Annotated in this window: 23 protein-coding genes; 15 read left to right on the top strand and 8 right to left on the bottom strand. The window is 30.6% G+C overall.

Annotation, left to right across the window (positions count from 1 at the left end):
- Nucleotides 1-31: 31 nt before the first annotated feature.
- From HHX25_RS04020 to HHX25_RS04065, 10 genes are all read left to right on the top strand, one after another.
- The gene (locus tag HHX25_RS04020) at nucleotides 32-436 is read left to right on the top strand and encodes an OB-fold protein (RefSeq protein WP_169670384.1); all 405 of its coding nucleotides are present in this window, start codon (nucleotides 32-34) and stop codon (nucleotides 434-436) included.
- Between the two features lie 74 nt (nucleotides 437-510).
- Nucleotides 511-1359, top strand: a complete 849-nt coding sequence (locus HHX25_RS04025; RefSeq protein WP_169670386.1) for a DUF5777 family beta-barrel protein — start codon at nucleotides 511-513, stop codon at nucleotides 1357-1359.
- Between the two features lie 12 nt (nucleotides 1360-1371).
- Nucleotides 1372-1737: a hypothetical protein gene (locus tag HHX25_RS04030; protein WP_169670388.1), complete on the top strand. Its 366-nt coding sequence runs from the start codon at nucleotides 1372-1374 to the stop codon at nucleotides 1735-1737.
- A gap of 46 nt (nucleotides 1738-1783) precedes the next feature.
- A complete protein-coding gene (locus tag HHX25_RS04035) occupies nucleotides 1784-2335 on the top strand; it encodes a YceI family protein (RefSeq protein WP_169670390.1) in 552 nt (183 codons plus the stop codon).
- Nucleotides 2336-2380: 45 nt separating this feature from the next.
- Nucleotides 2381-3286: a nucleotidyltransferase domain-containing protein gene (locus tag HHX25_RS04040; RefSeq protein ID WP_169670392.1), complete on the top strand. Its 906-nt coding sequence runs from the start codon at nucleotides 2381-2383 to the stop codon at nucleotides 3284-3286.
- Complete coding sequence (locus tag HHX25_RS04045) at nucleotides 3279-4742, top strand: B12-binding domain-containing radical SAM protein (protein WP_169670394.1); 1464 nt, start codon at nucleotides 3279-3281, stop codon at nucleotides 4740-4742. The genes HHX25_RS04040 and HHX25_RS04045 overlap by 8 nt, the downstream gene beginning before the upstream one ends.
- Nucleotides 4735-5520, top strand: a complete 786-nt coding sequence (locus HHX25_RS04050; protein ID WP_169670396.1) for a class I SAM-dependent methyltransferase — start codon at nucleotides 4735-4737, stop codon at nucleotides 5518-5520. Before HHX25_RS04045 ends, HHX25_RS04050 begins: the two co-directional genes overlap by 8 nt.
- Nucleotides 5517-6902, top strand: a complete 1386-nt coding sequence (locus HHX25_RS04055) for a B12-binding domain-containing radical SAM protein (protein WP_169670398.1) — start codon at nucleotides 5517-5519, stop codon at nucleotides 6900-6902. The genes HHX25_RS04050 and HHX25_RS04055 overlap by 4 nt, the downstream gene beginning before the upstream one ends.
- 3 nt (nucleotides 6903-6905) lie before the next feature.
- Nucleotides 6906-7886 carry a glycosyltransferase family 2 protein gene (locus tag HHX25_RS04060; RefSeq protein ID WP_169670400.1) on the top strand — a complete coding sequence of 327 codons (981 nt, stop codon included), beginning with the start codon at nucleotides 6906-6908 and terminating at the stop codon, nucleotides 7884-7886.
- Between the two features lie 64 nt (nucleotides 7887-7950).
- The gene (locus HHX25_RS04065; protein WP_169670402.1) at nucleotides 7951-9639 is read left to right on the top strand and encodes an ATP-binding cassette domain-containing protein; all 1689 of its coding nucleotides are present in this window, start codon (nucleotides 7951-7953) and stop codon (nucleotides 9637-9639) included.
- On the opposite strand, the gene HHX25_RS04070 is transcribed toward HHX25_RS04065, so the two are convergent.
- Together HHX25_RS04070 and HHX25_RS04075 are read right to left on the bottom strand one after the other, a co-directional pair.
- Nucleotides 9626-10666 (bottom strand): glycosyltransferase family 2 protein, encoded by a 1041-nt coding sequence (locus HHX25_RS04070; RefSeq protein WP_169670404.1) that lies wholly within the window; start codon nucleotides 10664-10666, stop codon nucleotides 9626-9628. The two genes, HHX25_RS04065 and HHX25_RS04070, sit on opposite strands and share 14 nt — an antisense overlap.
- Before the next feature lie 7 nt (nucleotides 10667-10673).
- Nucleotides 10674-11414: a phosphorylase family protein gene (locus HHX25_RS04075; RefSeq protein WP_169670406.1), complete on the bottom strand. Its 741-nt coding sequence runs from the start codon at nucleotides 11412-11414 to the stop codon at nucleotides 10674-10676.
- A gap of 92 nt (nucleotides 11415-11506) precedes the next feature.
- On the opposite strand from HHX25_RS04075, the gene HHX25_RS04080 reads away from it, so the two are divergent.
- A complete protein-coding gene (locus HHX25_RS04080; protein WP_169670408.1) occupies nucleotides 11507-12559 on the top strand; it encodes a glycosyltransferase family 4 protein in 1053 nt (350 codons plus the stop codon).
- Nucleotides 12560-12823: 264 nt separating this feature from the next.
- The gene (locus HHX25_RS04085) at nucleotides 12824-13168 is read left to right on the top strand and encodes a hypothetical protein (RefSeq protein WP_169670410.1); all 345 of its coding nucleotides are present in this window, start codon (nucleotides 12824-12826) and stop codon (nucleotides 13166-13168) included.
- Nucleotides 13169-13226: 58 nt separating this feature from the next.
- Here the strand turns inward: HHX25_RS04085 and carB are convergent, their stop codons facing one another.
- Entirely contained in the window at nucleotides 13227-16082 is a 2856-nt protein-coding gene (carB, locus tag HHX25_RS04090; RefSeq protein ID WP_169670419.1) for a carbamoyl-phosphate synthase large subunit, read from the bottom strand.
- A gap of 112 nt (nucleotides 16083-16194) precedes the next feature.
- Nucleotides 16195-16356, bottom strand: a complete 162-nt coding sequence (gene rpmH / locus HHX25_RS04095; RefSeq protein WP_027878648.1) for a 50S ribosomal protein L34 — start codon at nucleotides 16354-16356, stop codon at nucleotides 16195-16197.
- Nucleotides 16357-16655: 299 nt separating this feature from the next.
- On the opposite strand from rpmH, the gene HHX25_RS04100 reads away from it, so the two are divergent.
- Nucleotides 16656-17231 carry a tetratricopeptide repeat protein gene (locus HHX25_RS04100; protein ID WP_169670421.1) on the top strand — a complete coding sequence of 192 codons (576 nt, stop codon included), beginning with the start codon at nucleotides 16656-16658 and terminating at the stop codon, nucleotides 17229-17231.
- Between the two features lie 37 nt (nucleotides 17232-17268).
- Here the strand turns inward: HHX25_RS04100 and HHX25_RS04105 are convergent, their stop codons facing one another.
- Together HHX25_RS04105 and HHX25_RS04110 are read right to left on the bottom strand one after the other, a co-directional pair.
- The gene (locus tag HHX25_RS04105) at nucleotides 17269-18195 is read right to left on the bottom strand and encodes a lytic transglycosylase domain-containing protein (RefSeq protein WP_169670423.1); all 927 of its coding nucleotides are present in this window, start codon (nucleotides 18193-18195) and stop codon (nucleotides 17269-17271) included.
- 35 nt (nucleotides 18196-18230) lie between these two features.
- Entirely contained in the window at nucleotides 18231-18896 is a 666-nt protein-coding gene (locus HHX25_RS04110; protein WP_169670425.1) for an alpha/beta hydrolase, read from the bottom strand.
- A gap of 195 nt (nucleotides 18897-19091) precedes the next feature.
- Here HHX25_RS04110 and HHX25_RS04115 point away from each other — a divergent pair, with 195 nt between their 5' ends.
- Nucleotides 19092-19388 (top strand): N-acetyltransferase, encoded by a 297-nt coding sequence (locus tag HHX25_RS04115; protein ID WP_169670427.1) that lies wholly within the window; start codon nucleotides 19092-19094, stop codon nucleotides 19386-19388.
- 90 nt (nucleotides 19389-19478) lie between these two features.
- Here the strand turns inward: HHX25_RS04115 and HHX25_RS04120 are convergent, their stop codons facing one another.
- Together HHX25_RS04120 and mtaB are read right to left on the bottom strand one after the other, a co-directional pair.
- Nucleotides 19479-19979 carry a hypothetical protein gene (locus tag HHX25_RS04120; RefSeq protein WP_169670429.1) on the bottom strand — a complete coding sequence of 167 codons (501 nt, stop codon included), beginning with the start codon at nucleotides 19977-19979 and terminating at the stop codon, nucleotides 19479-19481.
- Between the two features lie 153 nt (nucleotides 19980-20132).
- Entirely contained in the window at nucleotides 20133-21458 is a 1326-nt protein-coding gene (gene mtaB, locus HHX25_RS04125) for a tRNA (N(6)-L-threonylcarbamoyladenosine(37)-C(2))-methylthiotransferase MtaB (protein ID WP_169670431.1), read from the bottom strand.
- Nucleotides 21459-21597: 139 nt separating this feature from the next.
- Between mtaB and HHX25_RS04130 the strand changes: the two genes are divergently transcribed.
- The gene (locus HHX25_RS04130; protein ID WP_169670441.1) at nucleotides 21598-22755 is read left to right on the top strand and encodes an ATP-binding cassette domain-containing protein; all 1158 of its coding nucleotides are present in this window, start codon (nucleotides 21598-21600) and stop codon (nucleotides 22753-22755) included.
- Nucleotides 22756-22761 lie beyond the last annotated feature (6 nt).

A 22761-nucleotide genomic window follows, 5' to 3' on the forward strand; every position in this document is an offset into this window, starting at 1 on the left:
TTCAACTATTATTCAATTTATTTCAATAAAAATGGGTAAAAACAGAAAAACACGAATTAGCATTATAGCACTGATAATTGTCGTTTTAATAGTTATTATTGGATATAATTATATATACCAAGACCATCGTAACATTGAAAAAGAAAAAGCCACTTTCTCTTTATCTGCTGATGAGATTAGTGCCGAATTTTCAAAAGACCCCGATACTGCCGAAAAGAAATATTTGAATAAGACTGTAGAAATTTATGGTACTATCACGGAATTAAATCCTATGGATATGACTTTAAATAACAATGTTTATGGTGCTTTCAACATATCTCTTACTGCAACAACATCATACCATATTAATTCTAAAATAAAAATCAAAGGCAGGTGTATTGGTTATGATGATTTACTCGAACAAGTGAAATTAGATCAATGCACCATATCTGATTAAACCTAAATGAAAAAGATGATTGATTTCTACCAGAACTAAAAATAACAAAAACACCCTGTTTAATCTTTAATTTTATGAAATACTTACTAACTATTATTTTTTGTTTTCCCCTTCTAATCTATTCACAAGACGATTTATTAGATGAAATCGATTCAGATTCAACTGGGATAGAATATGTTTCTGCTGCTTTTAAAGGACTAAAAATAGTCAACTTTGAGTCTACTAAACTTGTAGCTAAGAACGAACTTACGTTTATTGTATCCCATCGATTTGGAAGCCTAGAAAATGGCATTGATACTTTTTTTGGGTTGGATGATGCTGTAACACGTTTAAATTTTGTTTACGGCGTTTCCGATAACCTTAATTTTGGAATCTCTAGAAGTTCTTTTCAAAAAATTTACGAAGTATCAACAAAATATAGGATACTAAGGCAAGTAAAAGACGGTTTCCCTTTTTCTATAGTTGGTTTTAATGCCTTTTTAATTAATACAGGCTTAGAGAAAGACAACTTACCTTTTATTGAATTTGAACACAGGCTTAGTTATACAATCCAATTATTAATATCAAGAAAAATAAACACTAATTTATCCTTAGAATTAGCGCCTACCTTTTTCCACGACAACTTTGTACAAATTGACGGGCAAGATAATTCCCAATTCGCTCTAGGCCTAGGTGGTCGCCATAAATTATCTAAGCGTTGGTCTGTTAATATAGATTATGGTTGGCATTTAAATAGAGCTGATAACTCCCCTTTTAAAAATCCGCTATCCATTGGTTTCGATTTAGAAACTGGCGGGCATATTTTTCAGTTGCATTTTACTAATGCGCAAGGCATGAATACAAATACTTTTTTAGGTCAGGGGTCTGGAGATTGGTCTGATGGAAACATCTATTTTGGATTTAACTTAAGCAGAGTTTTTTAATACCCTAATGTTATGAAAAGAATATTTTTACTACTAATATTTCAATCTATTATTTTTTCCAGCTGTACAAATGTTAGCGAGGAAGATTTAATTGCTAAAGAACCACAACCAACTATAACAACTTACAATGACGATGTAAAAACTATTATTGATAATAACTGTATTGTCTGCCACGCTAATCCACCAGTAAATGGTGCGCCAATATCGTTAACAACCTTTAATGATGTAAAAAATGCTGTGACAAATAGCAATTTAATAAATAGGATTTCACGCCAGGCAGGAGAAAGTGGAGCCATGCCTTTTGGGGGACCCCGATTACCCCAAAATTTGATCGATATAATACAGAAATGGGAAGACGATGGACTATTAGAAGAATGACATATTCTTTTACCTACGCTTATACAATTAATTAAAAAAATGAAATATGAAAAAAACACTTTTTCTAATGACCCTTTTTATTGGATTGGGGCTATCGGCACAAAGTAAATACTTAACAAAAAAAGGTACCGTTGCATTTGAGGCTTCCGTACCCTCTTTTGAAGAAGTAAAAGCATCACATAATTCTGTAACTGCTATAATAAATTCAGAAAATGGTGAATTTGCAACCTTAGTTTTAGTAAAAGGTTTTCGTTTTAAAAATGCCCTCATGGAAGAGCATTTTAATGAAAACTATGCAGAATCAGACCTGTATCCTAAAGCAACATTTAAAGGAAAAATATTAAGTTTTTCAATGGATAAATTAAGTGCAAAAAAACAATTATTTTTAATTAATGGCCAATTAACCTTTCATGGAAAAACGAAACAACTAGACAATGTTAAGGCCAACATAAACCTAAATGAAGATGGGCTTATTGAGATTTCTGGATTCTTTTTGGCCAACGCTACAGATTACAATATAAAAATACCAAAAGTTGTTAAAAATAAAATTGCCAATGACATAGAAGTGGCTTTCGATTTTAGTCTTAAAAAGAAGTAACGACCTTTAGTCAGTGCTCCTTCCTAACCCATAAAAATCGAAACCATGAATACACTTAAAACATTACTATACTTTTCTATTTTTAAATATCCACTTACTAGAGAGGAAATTTATAAATTTTCACCTTTGCCTTCAAAAGGCACAATACGCGAGGAAATTGACCTTTTATTACACATGGGTATCATTTACAAGCTTAAGGGTTTTTACTCAATTGAAAATGACTTAGCTCATATACAGAGGAGGATTGAAGGTAACCGAATGGCGAAAAATATTATGCCAAAAGCCCTTAAGGTCTCTAAATTTATAGCTAAATTCCCTTATGTAGAAAGTGTTTCTCTTTCTGGAGCTTTATCTAAAGGTTATTATGATGATCATGGAGATATTGATTTTTTCATCATAACTAAACCCAATAGATTATGGATAGCAAGAACCTTGCTTATTCTATACAAAAAAATCTTCCTATTGAATTCAAAGAAATATTTTTGTGTCAATTATTTTATTAGCAGTAATAATCTAAAAATTTTCGAACAAAATAGGTTTACAGCCACAGAATTGGCAACACTCATTCCTGTTAATGGGAAAACGGTCTTTAAATCATTCATTGAAGAGAACCTTTGGGTAAAAGATTATTTCCCTAACATGACTCTAACAGATTTTTCAAAAATACAGGATTATAAAAAGTCATGGCTATCTTTAATATTGCAAAGCTTTTTGAATTCAAAAATTGGTGATTCAATAGATGATTTCTTTAAAAAAGTCACATTAAAAAAATGGCACTCAAAATTCAATCATATGGAAAAAGATGATTTTAAAATTGCTATGAAATCTACTAAAAATGTTTCCAAACACCACCCTCAAAATTTTCAAAAAAAAGTGATTGATCTATTAAATAAAAAATACAATACCATAAGAAAACAATATAATTTAGACATACACTCTGAGCATGCTTGATATAGTCTTTTCACATTCTTATTATTATAAATTCGACCAAAAGCAATGGAAGAACAAAACGCCTTATCCCCCATTAGGCACTATTTATGCAGCCTCATATCTCAGGGAAAACGGATATTCTGTTGATCTTTTTGATGTAAATCTTCTTGATGAACCAAAAACAATTGAACCCTATTTAAAAAAGCATCAACCCAAAATATTTATTATTTATGACGATGGTTTTAATTATCTAACAAAAATGTGCTTGACAACTATGCGTGGAGCTGCTTTTGAGATGATAAAAATAGCCAAAAGCCTACATTGTCATGTTATAGTTTGTAGTTCTGATGCTACCGATCATTATGAAAAGTATTTAAATTCTGGTGCAGATTTCGTAATTCAGGGAGAAGGAGAAATGACGCTTAAAGAGCTCGTGATCGCCCTTGAAGATAACCAAGACACATCTTTAATTCAGGGTATTGTATTCAAAAGTAAAGACGAAATAATTAAAAATCCGCCAAGAACCGTTTTAAAAGAATTAGATCAACTCCCTCTACCGGCATGGGATTTAGTTGATATTGAAGCATATCGAAATATCTGGGAGTCTCATGGAAATGAATTTACCCTAAATATTGCAACAACTCGCGGTTGCCCGTATAAATGTAATTGGTGTGCTAAGCCTATTTATGGTAATCGTTACAACTCGCATAGCCCCGAATATATTACGAAACACATTAAACATTTGGTCGAAACATATCATGTAAACCGTTTTTGGATGTGTGACGATATTTTTGGATTAAAGCCTCATTGGGTTCAGCAATTCAATAAATGTCTAAAGACCGAAAGCCTATCGATCTCCTATTATATACAAAGTAGAGTCGATTTACTTTTAAAAGAAGACACTATCGATGCTTTAGCAGAAAGCGGACTTCATGAAGTTTGGGTTGGAGCAGAAAGTGGTTCCCAATCCATACTGGATGGTATGGATAAAGGCATTACCGTTTCCCAAATTTATGAAGCGACTCACTTGCTAAAAGAGAAAAATATTCGTGTGGCATTCTTTATTCAATTTGGATATTTAAACGAAACCAAGGAGGATATCAATAAAACCATCCAAATGATTAAAACCCTAATCCCTGATAATATTGGGGTTTCTGTTTCATATCCGTTGCCAGGAACCAAATTTTATGAAAAAGTTAAAGATGATTTACAACTAAAAGCTAATTGGACAGATTCTGACGATTTGGCTATGCTATTCAAGGGAACGTTTAACCCAAAGTTCTATAAAAAACTGCATCGCTATGTACACAAAGAGTATCGTAAAAGTCAAGGAATGGCTAATTTCAAAAAGATTTTTAAAACTCCTTTGTCTTTAACGAAATCCGAATTGAGATCTATACTTTTATATGGGTATTATGTTCCATCTGCGTTATTAGATAAAATAATTTTAAAAAATATGGAACACAGTTATGCCTAGTGATTTTGACATAGCTGCAAAAAATTACGATAATGTATTTACATTTTCTAAAATAGGCCGTGCACAACGGAATCGTGTGTATAGCTATCTAAATCCGATAATTAATAACACCACCAAAAAGCTTTCTATACTTGAACTAAATTGTGGTACAGGAGCTGATGCTATAAAATTGGCGAATCTCGGACATTCTGTCTTAGCCACAGACATCTCCAAAGCTATGATAGATGTGGCAAAAGCTAAAGAAACCCCTAAAAATTTAGATTTTAAAATTCAGGATATTAATACCATTTCAAGTCAAACGTTCCAAACACAATTTGACTTAATTTTCTCAAACTTTGGCGGATTAAACTGTCTTTCTAAAAAGGAATTGGAAGCTTTTATAAAAACCTCTAAAGACCTTCTAACCCCCAACGGAAAGCTAGTGTTCGTTATCATGCCTAGGTTTTGTATCTGGGAGCGACTATATTTTTATTTAAAAGGAGATTTAACAAATGCTAAAAGAAGACGTTCAAACAAAAGCGTCTTAGCCAATATAGATGGTATAAAAGTCCCTACATGGTATTACAATCCGAAAGAAATTATATCCTTAGCAAAACCGCAGTACAAACCTGAAAAGATAAAGCCCATAGGGATAAGCGTCCCACCTTCGTATCTCGAAGCCTCTTTTATATCTAAAAGACCTCTTTTAGATCTATTAATTGGTATTGAAAAAATATTTAACTTTTCTTTTTTGGCTAAATATGCGGACCATTTTTTAATTGAATTGACGAAGAAATGAGCCTCGTATTAACCCATGCTTATTACTTATACGAAGACCCAAAAGAGGCATATATCATGAAACCATATGCCCCTCTAGGATTACTTTATATTTCGTCTTATTTAAATGAGAAATATGTAGAAAATCATGTCTTCGATTCTACATTTTATTCTCAAGAAGAACAACTAGTATTTATTCAAAACAAACGCCCAAAAGCCGTTGCTATTTACACCAATTTGATGACAAAAATTAACGTTATTAAATTGGTTAAACTATTAAAAAATGATTCAAGGTATGGTTTTCCTAAAGTTATATTGGGTGGTCCAGATGTCACCTATAATTGTAAAAATTATTTGAACAATGGTGCCGATTTTTTAGTTATAGGAGAAGGCGAACAAACAACTTTAGAGTTGTATCGTGCTATAATAAGCAATAATAATTATCAAAATATTTCTGGAATTGCTTTTCTGGAAAATGACAAGGTTATAAAGACAGCTCCAAGAACTAAAATTAAAGACCTTTCGGAGCTACCCTTACCAAATAGATCTGCCATACCTGTAAATAAGTATTTAGAAACCTGGAAGACACACCATGGAAAAAGCTCTATGACCGTTAGCACACAACGTGGCTGCCCCTACACTTGTAAATGGTGCAGTACTGCCGTTTATGGTCAAAGTTACAGAAGGCGTCCAGCAAATATGGTTGCCGCCGAATTACGTATGCTTAAAGATTCTTACAAGCCTGATAGTATTTGGTTTGTAGACGATGTATTTACAGTAAGCCATAAATGGATAAAAAGTTTTCACGAAGAAGTCATCAAACAAAATGCAATTATCCCTTTTGAATGTATTACAAGAGCAGAGCGTTTAAACAGTGAGATATTGCAACTGTTAAAAGAAGCGGGATGCTTCCGAATTTGGATTGGTGCCGAAAGCGGCTCCCAAAAAATCATTGATGCCATGGACAGACGTGTAGATGTAAATATAGTAAAAGAAGCCATTCAAAAAACAAATGCCTTAGGTATTGAAACTGGTACATTTATTATGATAGGCTATCCTGGGGAAGATGAAACAGATATTAATCAAACTATTAAGTATTTAAAAGATGCCAATCCAACATATTTCACTATTACAGTAGCTTATCCCATTAAAGGAACATCTCTATATAATGAGATTGAAGATAAAATAATAGCACACCCTAATTGGGAAACATCTACGGATAGGGATATTGATTTTTCTAGAACTTACTCTAGAAAATTTTATGATTATGCAGTAAGGAAAGTTGTAAACAATGTTGAACTTTACAAAGAGATAAACAAAGGAAAAAGCAGGAGTAACCTGAAAGTATTTAAACTAAAAACCAAATTACTTTTGATTGATAGGTTAATGAAAATTAATAAATGAGAAATGGAAGGGATATCAAGGGTTAGTATCATAATACCTACTAGAAATAGACTAATTTCTTTAAAACGAACTTTACGCTCTATTTCCAAACAAACATGCCTCCCTAAAGAAATAATCATTATAGACTCAAGTGACAATCTACTTAAAAGAGAGCAAGTAGATTTGAAATTTAATTGTGACTTACAAATAATTCAATCTAAGCCATCGGTATGCTTACAAAGAAATATAGGCATTAAAAAGAGTCATTCTAATTATATTTTCTTATGTGATGATGATATTGAAATCTCTAAAAACTATATAGAAGAACTGGTACGCTTTTTAAATAAAAACCCTTCTGAAACTATAGCTAGTGGGTTAATTTATGAAAAACATCAAGATAAGTGGCTTTATTGCTTTCCAAAAAGTTCTACTTTGGGGCTATTACATTCCTACATTTTTTCATGTTCTTTAAACTTTGAATTAGATAAAAGAGATTACCCAAATAATTTTATTATTCAGAAGATTATTGATTCTTATATAAAAAAAGGAAATCACATCTCAAAATCTGGATGGCCATGCACAATAAGTTATACTGGTGACTATTTTGCAGCACCAATTTACGGATTGGGTGCTTCAATAATTAGATCTAAGGATTTGAAAAATGTATTATATGATACTGCTTTTTATACCCATGGTGTTGGAGATAATTATGATTTAGCTATTGGTTTAGATAAAGACATAAATGTTATAAAACGTGCAAATGCTTATCATCATAAAGAAATAATAAATAGAGTAAATAGTGATAAAGCATATTATTATAGAATAGGTGCATTACACTATATTCTACTAAAACACAAACGATTTAATCACATAAATTTACTTTTTTTAATATGGTCATTAATTGGTAATTCTATACTATTCTTAAAAAAAAGAGCGTTAAAAAAAATCTATTATAGTTTAATTATGATTTTAAGAATCATTTTTCATCGTAATCTATATCAATAATGAATTCTATTCACATTTAAATTTTGAGTAGTTTTACTAATATCATTGAAAATCTATAGTATATATGAATATAAAACAAACCTATTTTGATATACTTTCGATAATTCCCGAAAATAAGCATCGAAAATTATTTATTTTTTTTATAAAAAGTATACTTAATGGTTTATTAGATTTAATTTCAATGGCTTATGTTGTACCTATATTAATTTTATTTTTTGATCCAAAAAAATTAGAAAGCATGGTATCAACACATTTAAACTACACTATTAATTTACATAGCTCTTGGGTCTTATTTTTGTCTTTAGGGCTTCTATTACTGTTTTTCATAAAAACAATAATACAAACAAAATTCAATTCTGCACTATACCGTTTTTTATTTGATATTTCGACAGAGTTATCAATGGCAAGTATAACAAACTTTATAAATGAAAAATATCTTCAGTTTCAAAAAGAAGACAAAGGTAAAATACTTCAAAGTATAACAACTGTACCTGATGATTTTTGTCGTAATTTATTACACTCTTTTATTTTCCTATTTTCTGAAATATTTGTTTTAATTATAATATTGACTTCTTTGCTGATACTATACTTCAAAATTACTTTAATAATATTATTGGTTGTTTTATCATTTTCTACATTTATTTATTTTATACAAAGAAGACGGTTTTTATTGTTCGATACTATTTACCATAAATCTGAGTCTAAAGCAAATAATCATATTTTAAATATATTAGATGGTTTTTTAGAAATCAAAAGCTCTCAAAATGAAGAGTACTTTTTAAACGAATACAAGAAAGAGAAATCATTACTCAATAATGTTTCTGCTGAATTAATTTCATACTATTCTAATTACTCTAAATATTTAGAAATATTCTTAATTTTATGTTTAGCAATCTTAACTTTTTTTAGTTTTCAAAAAAATGACACAATAGTTCTTTTCTCTATTCTAGGAGCTGTTTGCCTAAGGCTCATTCCTTCAATAAGTAAAATTATGAATGGAATTACCATGATTAACTCTCATTTTTATACAATTGAAGTATTAAATAAAATAAAACATAAAAAGGAAAGAGGTATAAACATTTTTAACTCTACTATTGAACTACGAAATATTTATTTTAGTTACGGAAAAAATGCTATTCTTAAAAATTGTAATATAAATATAAAGAAAGGTAGTTTTATTGGTTTAAAAGGTAATTCAGGAATAGGTAAAACTACTTTTATATATCTTATTTTAGGGGTTTTAGAACCCCAAAAAGGGAACTACCTTATTGATGAAAAAGAAATTAACATAGGTAATTTCTTGTCATTTGCTAATTATGTTCCCCAACAACCCTTTTTATTTAAAGGCAGTATTATTGATAATATTGTTATGGGCCAAGAAAAAGCAAACATAAATTATGACTACATTTTTTTTCTTTGTAAAAAGCTGGCTTTACATGATGTAATTGAAAAATTGAACAATGGATACAAAACAATATTAGAACATAATAGCCTACGCCTTTCAGGAGGACAAAAACAACGACTAGCCATTGTAAGAGCTTTATATACAAAACCAGACCTATTAATATTAGATGAAGCAACAAATCAACAAAACAAATCATTAGAACAACAGATTTTTATTTTCTTGAAAGAGCTTTCCATTAATTCGAAAACCACAATCATTAATGTTTCACATAATAAAGATGTAGATTCTTTTTTGGATGATATATATATAATTAAGGATGAAAAATTAGAAAATATCATTGATTCTTAAGTCTTTTGATTGCATTTATTCTTTTCCCTTTTAAAAAATAAAAAGCTAGATTGGTAAAATTCCATCCTAAAAGCCTAGGTAAAATTATTAGTTGTAAAGCTATTTTATCTTTCAGCTTCATGTTAATATTTTGAACCTCAATTTCTTTTTTAAATCTCACCAAGTACTTCAAAAAAGTTTTCCTTACTATATCAATATCTATTATTCTCTTTTCATCAATAATCTGCATGATATAAGTATCCATAAAAACATTTAATGTAAACTTCCCTATCTTATTTTTATAATCATTTAAGTTATTATACTTTTTTGATATGTCTAATTCTAATTCAAAAACTCTATAAGCATCAACAATTCTTTTAGGTTCAAGTTCTCGTCTAGTAATAGAAGAATTTCGTCTGTAGATTTTTAGAAGTTTTTTATTGACAAATGAAGCTGTTTCAGAAAGATGTAAATATTCTAACAAGAAAGGTCTGTCATCAAACCATAATCCCTTTTCAAAAACAATTTGTTTAGCTAAATTGGTTCTAAAAACTTTTGCCCATACATTTTCGCTAATACCGCCACAATACATTTGGTTAATCAATTCGTTAGTACTTTCTTTTTTAGATAGTTCTCCATTCCAATTTGAATTATAACTTATTTTTCCATCTTCACTATAAACAGAAATATCACAAATAGCTATATCAGCTTTAAAACTTTTAATATCTTCTATAAAAACTTCTATCATATTAGGTTCCAAAAGATCGTCTGCATCCAAAAAAGTCACATAATCACCTGTACAATTTTCTAATCCAATATTACGAGCTTCTGCATGTCCTGAGTTTTGAATTGTAATTAAGTTTGCCTTAAAAAAACTATCAGCGTATTCTTTCGCTATTTTTAAAGAAAAATCTGTAGACCCATCATTAATTAAAATTACTTCAAAACGATTGTAGGTTTGACTTGAAACAGAGTGTAAACACCTATCTAAAAAATCCTCTTCATTATAAAAAGCTATTATTATTGATATTAACGGATTATTTTTCATTCCAATTTTATGTTTTCGAACAAATTGTAATAATAGAATTGATGATATTATTTAATTTGTCAACGTTTTGGGGAGGTGTCCAACGATTATTTGTTAAATCATCCGCTGAGACTATAATACACATAGCATTTAATTTGTAAAATTCAGAAAACGCATATATTGAAGCACTTTCCATATCCACATGTGTCACCTTTTTTTCTCTATAATAGTTTAATAAAGATGGGGTTTCTCTAAAAGGGGCATCTGTACTCCAACCTATAGTTTCAGCAAGGTTTAATTTAGATTTTAAATTATTATACCACTCATTTTTAATAGGTTTAAAACTATCTTTCATTGAATACAAAGTAGTACATCCAGATGTAGAAAAAGTGTTTTTAAGTATAAAACTATTATTTCTGGATTCATTAAAAATCAATGATCCTCCCAATCCAATAAAAATAAAATTTTCTACTCCCAAACAACGCAACTCTTCTAAATGACCAATTAATGCGGGTGCACCATTTCCAAAGTTAGAAGCATACATAAAATTGTTATTTATAATGTAGTTGTTACCAACCAGACCTTTTGCTTTTTTTGAAACAAAACGCACCTTTCTAGATAAAAGATTTTTATCTAAAGAAATAATTGCAGTTAATGGAAGTTTATCAAAATTATATTTTCGCCTTTTTTTATTCCAGTCGACTATCATTGAAATATCCAAAATCGTATTCTCATTGTAAAAATTGGAATCTTTGAAATTAAATGACATTAGTTAAAGCTTTATTTAAATGATAAATCTCTATGTTTGTATAAACCCCTAAATGTATTAATAATATACTAAATGCTTCAACTAATATCCTAGTGAATAAAAGATTATTATTTATAACACCAATGTTTCCAAAAGATAAAGCTGAAGATACTATTGTACCTTTTATAACCCACTTCACAGAAACATTTGTTAATAACACTGATGCAGAAGTAGATATACTAGCCCTAATGTTTCCTTTATCGAAAGATTATTTTTATGAAGGAATCAAAGTTTACACCATCAAAAGCGGATACAAAAAAAAACTGAAGATGTTTCCTTATTTAATCAAAGCAATCTCAAGAGGAATATATTTAGATAAAAAAAATAATTACGATGGTATATTATGTTTTTGGTATAGTCAAAGTACACTAGTAGGAAAAGTGATAAGTAAATTTACCAGAACACCACAAATAGTTTGGATGCTAGGTCAAGACGTTAAAAAAAATAATAAATACCTTAATTGGATAAAAATACCTGCTCATAAAATTATAATGGTTTCAAATCAGCAGCGAAATATCTTTTATAAAAATTATAAAATCTATGTTAAAAAAATTGCAAACGTAGCTATAAATCCAAAAAGGTTTCCAAAAATAAATAATGAAGAAAGAAAGATTCAAATTCTTGGAGTTGGTAATTTAAGCCCTTTAAAAAATTATTCTTTATTTATTGATATCATTCAGGTTTTAAAAAAAGAATTCTCTAATATTTCCGTTGTACTTTGCGGTGGAGATGGTGAAGACAAAAATTCACTTTTAAAAAAAGTAGATGACTTTGATTTATCTAATAACATCAAATTTACTGGCACTATTCCTCATAAAAAAGTTTTGAATTTCATGAATAATTCAACGATATTTTTACATACATCAAAATTTGAAGGCAATCCCACTGTAGTACAAGAAGCACTATATTCTGGATGTTATGTTATAAGTACTATTCCAATGGAGCAAAGTTCGAAAATGGACACTTTTTTTCATAGTACAGAGAAAGATGAAATTATTAATAAAATAAAAAACATTTTACACAATCAGAAGTTTTTAGCAAAAAGAGTTGAAAAATTTAAAATGACAGATACTATTGATACTGTCTATAAAGCGTTTTTTGATTAAAATTTCATTTGAGCATTACAAAGATTCTCTCTTTAAAATATTACGTAAACTAATTTTACAAAAATATTATCACTCACTATACATTAGTAATAAATTAAATCATCTAACCGTTAAATAAGCTAAAAGCTATTAATTTAAACATTTTTAAATACCAAACTCATAATTTTTTTAGCGAATAGTATATTAAACTCAAATTAGTATTAATGTTATTATAAAAATATATATTTTCAAAAACATCAATCAATTTATAAACTCTCAAACACTATGAATTCTAAAAATCCTATTTTATTCCTTATGGTATTACTTGTACTTAATTGTTCTAATAGAGATGATGACCCAATATCTCAACCAGACCCAAATGCAAAAATTACTTATGATGCTAATGTAAAAAACATTATTGGCGGCAATTGTTTACAATGTCACGGTAATCCAACAGCTAATGGTGCTCCTTTTTCTTTAACAACTTACACTCAAGTTAAGGATAGAATAGATATTATATTAACTCGAATTAATAGCTCTTCCAGTCCTATGCCTCCTACTGGTCAAATGCCTTTCGGCAACAGGGATATTATTCAAAAATGGAAAAACGATGGTCTTTTGGAAAACTAGTGTTATAAAAAAGTGCAATCATCAATAAAAAAATGCCGCTTAAAGCGGCATTTTTTTATTACTTACTTAAGTACATTTTTCGTCTGGAATAAAGATCATAGAATTCATCATCCTTCAAACTATCTATAAACAATATACTTTCACCAGTACTTTTCATTTCAGGTCCTAATCGCTTATCCACATTTGGAAACTTGTTAAAAGAGAATACAGGTTGTTTAATCGCATAACCGTCTAATTGCGGTTTAAAATCAAAATCCGTTACCTTTTTCTCTCCCAACATTACTTTTGTTGCGTAATTTACGTAAGGTTCCTTGTAGGCTTTTGCTATAAAAGGTACCGTTCTGGAAGCTCTTGGATTAGCCTCTATGATGTATACAATATCATTTTTAATCGCAAACTGAATATTAATGAGTCCTACAGTATTTAATGCTTTTGCTATAGTATGCGTATGATCAATGATCTGTTGCATGACCAAATCTCCCAAATTAAAAGCTGGCAGCGTAGCATTTGAGTCCCCTGAGTGAACACCGCAAGGCTCTATATGCTCCATAATACCAATAATGTAAACATTTCCATCTGCATCACAAATAGCATCAGCCTCTGCTTCAATGGCTCCATCTAAATAATGGTCTAATAACAGTTTGTTATTTGGAATTTTTCGAAGTAAATCGACAACATGCTCAACGAGCTCTTCTTTGTTAATAACAATTTTCATTCCTTGACCACCTAAAACATAACTTGGTCTCACTAAAATTGGAAAATCTAATTGATCTGCTAATTCTAAAGCTTCATCAGCATTTTCAGCAACCCCAAATTCTGGATAAGGAATATTATGTTCTTTTAATAAGGTAGAAAAACTTCCTCTATCCTCTGCTAAATCTAAAGACTCAAAACTAGTTCCTATAATTTTAATACCATATTTGGTTAACTTCTCTGCTAATTTTAATGCTGTTTGTCCTCCTAATTGTACAATAACACCTTCTGGTTTTTCATGACGAATAATATCATAGATATGTTCCCAGAAAACAGGCTCAAAATATAATTTATCGGCAGTATCAAAATCTGTAGAAACCGTTTCTGGATTACAGTTAATCATAATGGTCTCGTAACCACATTCTGCGGCTGCTAAAACACCATGAACACAACAGTAGTCAAACTCAATACCTTGTCCTATTCTATTAGGTCCAGAACCAAGTACTACGATTTTCTTTTTATCACTTACAACACTTTCGTTATGAGTATATACTTCTCCAGAAGCCGTTTCGACCACATTTTCAAACGTCGAATAGTAATATGGTGTTTTTGCCGTAAACTCAGCAGCACACGTATCCACTAATTTAAATACACGTTGAATATTAAATTCATCTCTCTTATTATAAACCTGGCTTTCCAAACATCCTAACATATGGGCTATCTGACGATCACCATATCCTTTTTGTTTGGCTTCTAATAATAAGTCTTTATCAAGCGTATCAATAGTATATGTAGATATTTCTTTTTCTAATTGAAATAATTCTTCATATTGTTTTAAATACCACATATCAATTTTTGTGATATCATAAATTTGACTTAACGGAATTCCCATCGCAATCGCATCATAGATAACAAATACACGATCCCATGAAGCATGCGTGAGTTTATCAATGATTTGATTATAATCACTATATCCTTTTCCATCTGCACCTAATCCATTCCTTTTAATCTCTAAAGATTGGGTAGCTTTATGCAAAGCCTCCTGAAAAGAACGTCCAATTCCCATAACTTCTCCAACAGCTTTCATTTGTAAACCTAAAGTTCTATCAGAACCCTCGAATTTATCGAAGTTCCAGCGCGGAATTTTTACAATAACATAATCTAAAGTAGGCTCAAATAAAGCCGAAGTAGATTTAGTGATCTGATTATCTAGTTCATCTAAAGTATAACCAATGGCAAGTTTTGTAGCAATTTTAGCAATCGGATACCCCGTTGCTTTACTTGCTAATGCTGAAGAACGTGATACTCTCGGGTTTATTTCAATAGCTATAATTTCTTCTTTTTCATCTGGGCTTACAGCAAATTGCACATTGCATCCACCTTCAAAATCACCTATGCTACGCATCATCTTAATGGCCATATCACGCATCTTCTGATAGGTTCTATCACTTAAAGTCATTGCGGGAGCTACTGTTATAGAATCTCCTGTATGAATTCCCATTGGATCCATATTTTCGATAGAACATATAATGACAACATTGTCATTTTTATCACGAAGCAATTCTAATTCATACTCCTTCCACCCCATCATCGCTTTATCGATCATCACTTCATGGATTGGCGAAATTTCTAATCCTCTTCGTAATAATTTATCGAAATCTTCCTCTTCATAAACAATAGCGGCGCCAGCACCTCCTAAAGTAAACGATGAACGAATACATAATGGAAAACCAAACTCTTGAGCAATTTCTTTACCTTTTAAAAAAGAGGTCGCAGTAGCTTGTGGTGCCATACCAACACCAATCTTTTCCATTAGCTCTCTAAACTGTTCTCTATCTTCCGTAATATTTATGGCATTAATATCAACACCAATTAATTCAACTCCAAAATCTTTCCAAATACCTTTTTCATCAGCTTCAATACATAAATTTAAAGCCGTTTGTCCACCCATAGTAGGCAATACTGCATCAATTTGTGGGTGCTCTTTTAGAATTTTGATAATGGATTTTGTGTTGAGAGGAAGCAAATAAACATGATCTGCCATGGAAGGGTCTGTCATGATCGTTGCAGGATTGGAGTTAATAAGAATCGTTTCAATTCCGTCTTCTTTAAGCGATCTTAAAGATTGGGAACCTGAATAATCAAACTCACACGCTTGCCCAATAACTATAGGGCCTGAGCCAATAATTAATATAGATTTAAGTTTAGAATTCTTTGGCATTTTTACTGGTTATATGTTGTATTAAAATTTGTTACAAAAATACTACTTAGCAGATATAAAAAAAGGCGTTACACTTAAGTAACACCTTTAAAATATCAACAATTGTTAATCATTATTTCTTATGTCTTGTTTCAGATGACACAGATAACTTTTTTCTTCCTTTAGCTCTTCTACGTGCTAATACCTTTCTACCGTTAGCAGAAGCCATTCTTTCTCTGAAACCGTGTTTGTTTCTTCTCTTTCTTTTAGAAGGCTGAAATGTTCTTTTACTCATTATCTTGTATCTTTAAATCTGAATTGTATTTTTCTTAAGTTTGGAGCTCCTCCAAAACCGAGGGCAAATATACAAAGCCTTTATTACTTTGCAAACCATTTTTAAAAAAATATTTTCAATTATTTTTTTGAGTAAAAACTTTCCAACCAAACCCTTGTATGTTTAGGCTAATCAGTACTTTTTGTTAAATATCTATGAGTTAATTTTAATAAAAATTTAGTTTCTTTGCAATCTAAAACAAAAGAGGCCTTGTTTGCATATATAAAAATAACGTCTACTCACATTATAAACTTATTAAAATGTACAATAAAATTATAAAACTAATTATAGCTGCGGGGATTATTGCTTATGCTGTCTATCAATTTACAGAAGGCTATATAGGCAATGGTATTATGCTTATTCTGCTCTCTTTAATTTTTGTATTTCTTTACTTTAAGAATGAGTTTATTTTATTAGCTTTTTTAAGGCTACGTAAACAAGACTTCGATGGCGCAAAAAAATGGCTCAGTAAAATTAAAAAACCAGAATCGGCTTTAGTAAAGAAACAGCAAGGATATTATAATTACTTACATGGTATTATGGTTTCACAAAGTAACATGAATGAAGCCGAAAAATATTTTAAGAAGGCGGTTTCTCTTGGGCTATCTATGAATCATGATCTAGCTATGGCCAAATTAAATTTAGCTGGTATCGCTTTTTCCAAACGCAGAAAACAAGAAGCTCAAAAACTACTATCTGAAGCTCAAAAACTGGACAAACAAGGTATGTTGACCGATCAGATAAAAATGATGAAACAAAATATGAAGCGCTCTCAAATGCCTAATCAGCATTATGGTAGTGGCGGTTCTTTAAGAGCTCAAAAAAGAAGAGGATAATTAATTAGTTCATTACCCTCTCAAATTAGTATTTTCTTTACTGAACATCATAATACCCTTTTTTAGGGATATCTATAGTATATAACTTTTTTGATTTATTATTTAAATGCGATTCGCGCAGCCAAGGATTATGAAGTTTTAGTATTTTGTAATTAATACCAAAATTTTGTGCAAATTGAGAAAAATCGGTTACGGCTGTATCAATCTCAACCTTATATGTAGGAATGTTTTCATATAAATCTTTTTCTCTAAAATTAAAACCATATTTAGCTGGGTTAGATAAAATTTCTTTTAAAGCAACAATTCTAAAAATATAGCGCCCCGTTTCCTCTATAAGTAATAAATCGTAGTAATTAGATACTTTTTGTTCTCTTAACTTTCTGGAAACACCCGCAGTGCCTGCATTATAAGCTGCAGCTGCCAAAGTCCAAGAACCCAATCTTTTTTTAGATCTCAATAGGTATTTGCAGGCTACTTCTGTTGCTTTTTCCAAATGATAACGCTCATCGACATTATCATTAATTTCTAGACCGTTCTCTCTCCCTGTAGTTTTCATAATTTGCCAAACACCTCTGGCCCCTGCTGGAGATACCGCATTGGTTAAGCCGCTTTCTATAACTGCCAAATATTTAAAATCATCTGGAATACCATGTTTCTTTAAAATAGGCTCAATAATTGGAAAATACTTTTTAGCACGTTTAAACATTAATAAACCGTTAGATTGCCAATACGTATTGACTAACAATTCTCTATCCATGCGCTCTAAAATATCAGGACTTTTAAGAGGCATAGGCTCTCCTGCAAAATTTAAATCTTCAGGAACCTGTAATGCATAAACATTATAGTCATTAATTAATTTTTTTTCGAAATTCTCATCGGTAGGAGCGTCTTGCAGGGCATAAATAAATAGGGCTGACAAACTTAATAATCCCACAAACGCCAATAATCTTTGTACTGTCTTCATTTTTAATAAGTTTTGCTTAAAGGTAAAATTTTTATTTAGTTTTCTAAAATTAAACGAGGTAAATTCTCGTTAAACCACTTATATTTATTGATAATCATAATATGTGTCCCTTTTTTTATTGTGATACAATCGGTTATATTTTTAATAGGAAACACAGCGTCATTATCTCCATGAATATGTATAATATTTGATGGACTTTCTTCTTGGCCCCAACAAACTATTTGTTTAATAGCCCAACTTAAATATTTACTATCATTAACCGATAAGTACTTTTTATACAAATCTAAACGCTTTTTTATATGGCTACCAAAAGCATATTTGGCGAGTAAATCAATATTACCAGCTAATTGTGTTGGTACTAATGCATAAGCCTTTGTTTTTTTAGCCAAAATCATGTGCTTAGGTAATTCGTACATGGATTTAACACTAGAAACTATAATGAGTTTTCTAATGTGTATATGCTTACTTATTTCTTGTGCCAAAACCCCTCCAAAGGACACCCCTAGTAGCACAATATTTTCATGCGTAATATTATTAATCATGCGTAATGCATAATCTCCAATAGATTCGTTATCAATTGGCATCATCCATTCAAGCCAGTGAATCTCAAATTGGTTTTCTGGTAATTTTATATATTCAAAAATTATGGGGCTTGCCGCCATTCCTGGCATTAAATAAACATGTATGATTTCCTTGTTCATTTAAACTTTAGTTTGGTTTTATAAATAGAGTTACCTTTTAAATTCAAACAACTCTTTTTCTAATGGTTTATTTTATAAGGCATTAACCTTAATTTATCTTTAAAATGACAATTTTTTTTTGTACTTTTGCAAAACAAAGTTATATAAATAGTACTCACTATTTAAGATTCCTTAAGAAATAAAACAAAAATTACCATGGTTGAAGCTGCAGAACTAATTGATAATGATTTTTTACGTCAATTTGAAATAAAAATTGATGAGCATTTAGCTAAAATTGAATATTCTTTACAAGAAAGGAAAATCTTTTTAACAAAGCTTATTATACCAGAAGGCATTAAAGATGAGGATTTTGGCAAAGAATTTATGGCTGCTGTGTTCGAGCAAATTGAAGAGCGCAATTTAAGTGTCGTTCCAACAAGCCCTGAAATTGCTAAGTTTGTGAGAAGCAACAGAAAATATAAGCGTATGCTTCCTGTTGGAGTAAGAATTTAATTTTTAAAACAAAAATTACGAACCATAAGAAAATCTGAAACTAATGTTTCGGATTTTCTGTTTTCTGAGGATATCTAAAACGTTAATTGCTTATTGCTTGGTATACACCAATGTTAAATCTTTAGTAGTAATTACTTCTGTAAAATCTTCGTTATATATTTTAATCGATTCTTTAACCACACGTAATAATTGATTATCAATTATAATAGATTCATTATCATTAAATATAACTGCATCCATATTTTGAGAATAGGTCGTTGCAAACCCAATAACACCTTGATTATCACATGTTACATTAAACGTATATTCATCTGAAGTTCCTTGCTTTAAAGCTATATCTAGATCTGGATTAAAAGTTTTATTTGAAGTTACAACCCCATTAGCTTCAAAAATTAAAGTTTCATTGTTTGGGCACGTGATTTCATCTAAAATATTGGAACTAGCTGTACCATCATCATTGATGTCAAGTCCGTCAGCCACTTCCCAAGCAGTTAATTTCCATGTGCCTACAACGGATACGACATCGTTATCATCATCTGAACAACTAACCAGAGACAATGCAAAGCATAAAACAAAAAGAAACTTATTCATTTTTGGGGCATAAATTAACTCGCATAAAAGTATGGCGTGGCTTTTTATTTGCACAAAAAATAAGTCAAAGTGAGCAAAACTCTAGCTAATATGTAGATAATGTCGTTTTCTAGTTAAAACTACCGTAAAAAAAACAATGATAATTACAGATTTCTAGTTTGAAAATACATTTACAAACTCAAACCTCACTAAACCATCTGTATCAATTTCCGTGAGATCCACCTGATGCAATGTATTAACTAATTTCGGATTCCAAGGTGTCTTTACTTTAACATAGTTCTCTGTAAATCCATGAATATAACCTTCCTTATTTTCGCTTTCAAACAATACCGTTCTTGTGGTTCCTACTTGACTTTCATAAAAAGCACGGCGTTTTTTAACCGAAAGGCCTCGCAGCATTTTACTGCGTTTACTTCTTATATTATTTGGCACAACCCCACTCATTTCTGCAGCTTCAGTATTGTCGCGTTCTGAGTAAGTAAACACGTGTAAATATGAAATATCTAAGGTGCTTAAAAAATTATAGGTTTCTAAAAAATGCTCATCTGTTTCTCCTGGAAAACCAACAATAACATCCACACCTATACAAGCATGAGGCATAACATCTCTTATTTTTGAAACACGATCTATATATAGTTCTCGCATATAACGGCGTTTCATTTTTTTAAGAATTTCATTGCTTCCAGATTGTAACGGCACGTGAAAATGAGGCACAAAAGCTCTCGATTTAGAAACCAAATCGATCGTTTCATTTTTTAAAAGATTGGGTTCGATAGATGAAATCCTTAAACGTTCAATGCCCTCAATTTTGTCAAGTTCGGTTACTAAATCTAAAAAAGTATGTTCATGCTTTTTGTTGCCAAACTCTCCCTTCCCATAGTCACCAATATTAACACCAGTAAGAACAATTTCCTTTATGTTTTGTTTAGAAATCTCTTTAGCATTTTTTAAGACATTTTCCATGGTATCACTTCTAGAAATACCACGTGCCAGCGGAATAGTACAGTAGGTACATTTATAATCACATCCATCTTGAACTTTTAAAAAGGCTCGCGTTCTATCTCCAATAGAATAACTCCCAACATAAAAATCGGCTTCTTCAATCTCACAAGAATGCACCTGGCCGAGGTCATTTTTAGAAAGATCATTCAAGTAATCGGTTATTTTGAACTTTTCAGTAGCTCCTAAAACCAAATCAACACCGTTAACATCAGCTAACTCTTGGGGCTTTAGTTGTGCATAACACCCTACTGCTACAATAAATGCATCAGTATTAACCTTTTGAGCTTGTTTCACAATTGTTTTAAAACGTTTGTCTGCATTTTCGGTAACCGAACAGGTGTTAATCACATAAATATCTGCTTGTTCAGAAAAGTCCACACGATCAAAGCCTTCATTTGTAAAATTTCTGGCAATAGTAGATGTTTCTGAAAAATTCAGTTTACAGCCTAAAGTATAAAATGCGACTTTTTTCTTCATTTATTGTTTTTCATTTCCTTTACGAAAGAAATGTATTTATATTTACTTGTTTTCTAACTTAAAAGCCTGCAAATTTACGTAATTGGTTCAAGTAATACAATCTAAGTATGAAGACTTAAACTAAAAGCTGACAATAAAAATGACAAGAGCCGAAACACGCATTAAAGAAGTAGTCACTTTTTTTGAAAATAAAGACACTTTTTTAGGGTATCGCAAACTTATGGATTGTGCTATCGACACGCAAAACCTAGATATTTATAATGAAGTCATAGCCCTAACAGATTGGAAAGAAAAATTCCCAGACAGAGAAGATGAACTCATAAAGAGAAGCCTTCAAATTCTGGATAAAATCTCCAAAATTCCAATTGAAGACTATCATACCAAAAGCCCTGTTATTTCTGGATCAAATATTATTAAAAGTTATGGTACGAATCGTTTTAGATTGGGGCCTATTTCAGTTAATATACATAAAGGAGACGTATATGGATTAGTTGGAGAAAATGGTAATGGTAAAACAACACTTTTAAGAATTTTAGCTAAAGAATTAAAATACAATGAAGGGTCTTTAGAATTTAATTTTGATAAAGATTTTAAAAGCGACTATGATTTACGCTCCAATTTAGTGTACATACCCCAAAGGACAAAAAAATGGTACGGTAGCCTTAAGGATAACTTAAAATTTGTTTTATCAAACTATGGTATAAGTCCCGAAGAAAATGAAACCAGAGTTCTTATGATGATTGCCCGTTTTGGTTTATGGAATTATAAGCATTTAAAATGGAACGAATTATCTTCAGGCTATAAAATGCGTTTTGAGTTGGCAAGAACATTGTTAAGACAACCCGAACTATTACTTTTAGATGAACCTCTAGCCAACCTAGATGTATTGGCCCAACAAGTGATTCTAGAAGATTTAAAATCTATTTGTAATTCTATAAACAATCCAATTGCGTTAATATTAAGTTCCCAGCAATTGTATGAAGTAGAAAAGGTGTCCGATAAAGTCATATATCTTAAAGACGGTATTTATAAGGAACAAGAAGACGAAAATACAGTTGCAAATACTAAAAATTATTTAATCGTAGAGATTGATTGTAATTGCGACAGAGACAAACTCAAACAAATCTTTACTGATTTAAGCCTTAAAAAGTTAGTTTTCAATGGTGGTATTTTTATTGCCTACTTCCCTATTGATATCGCTTTCCCTTTAGTCCTTAAAACTTTAGGAAAACATAAAATAGATGTTATTTATACACGTAATATAACAAAATCCACAAGACGTTTCTTTGTTTCTTAAAGCCAA

This window comes from Flavivirga algicola (genome assembly GCF_012910715.1).
GTDB lineage: Bacteria > Bacteroidota > Bacteroidia > Flavobacteriales > Flavobacteriaceae > Flavivirga > Flavivirga algicola.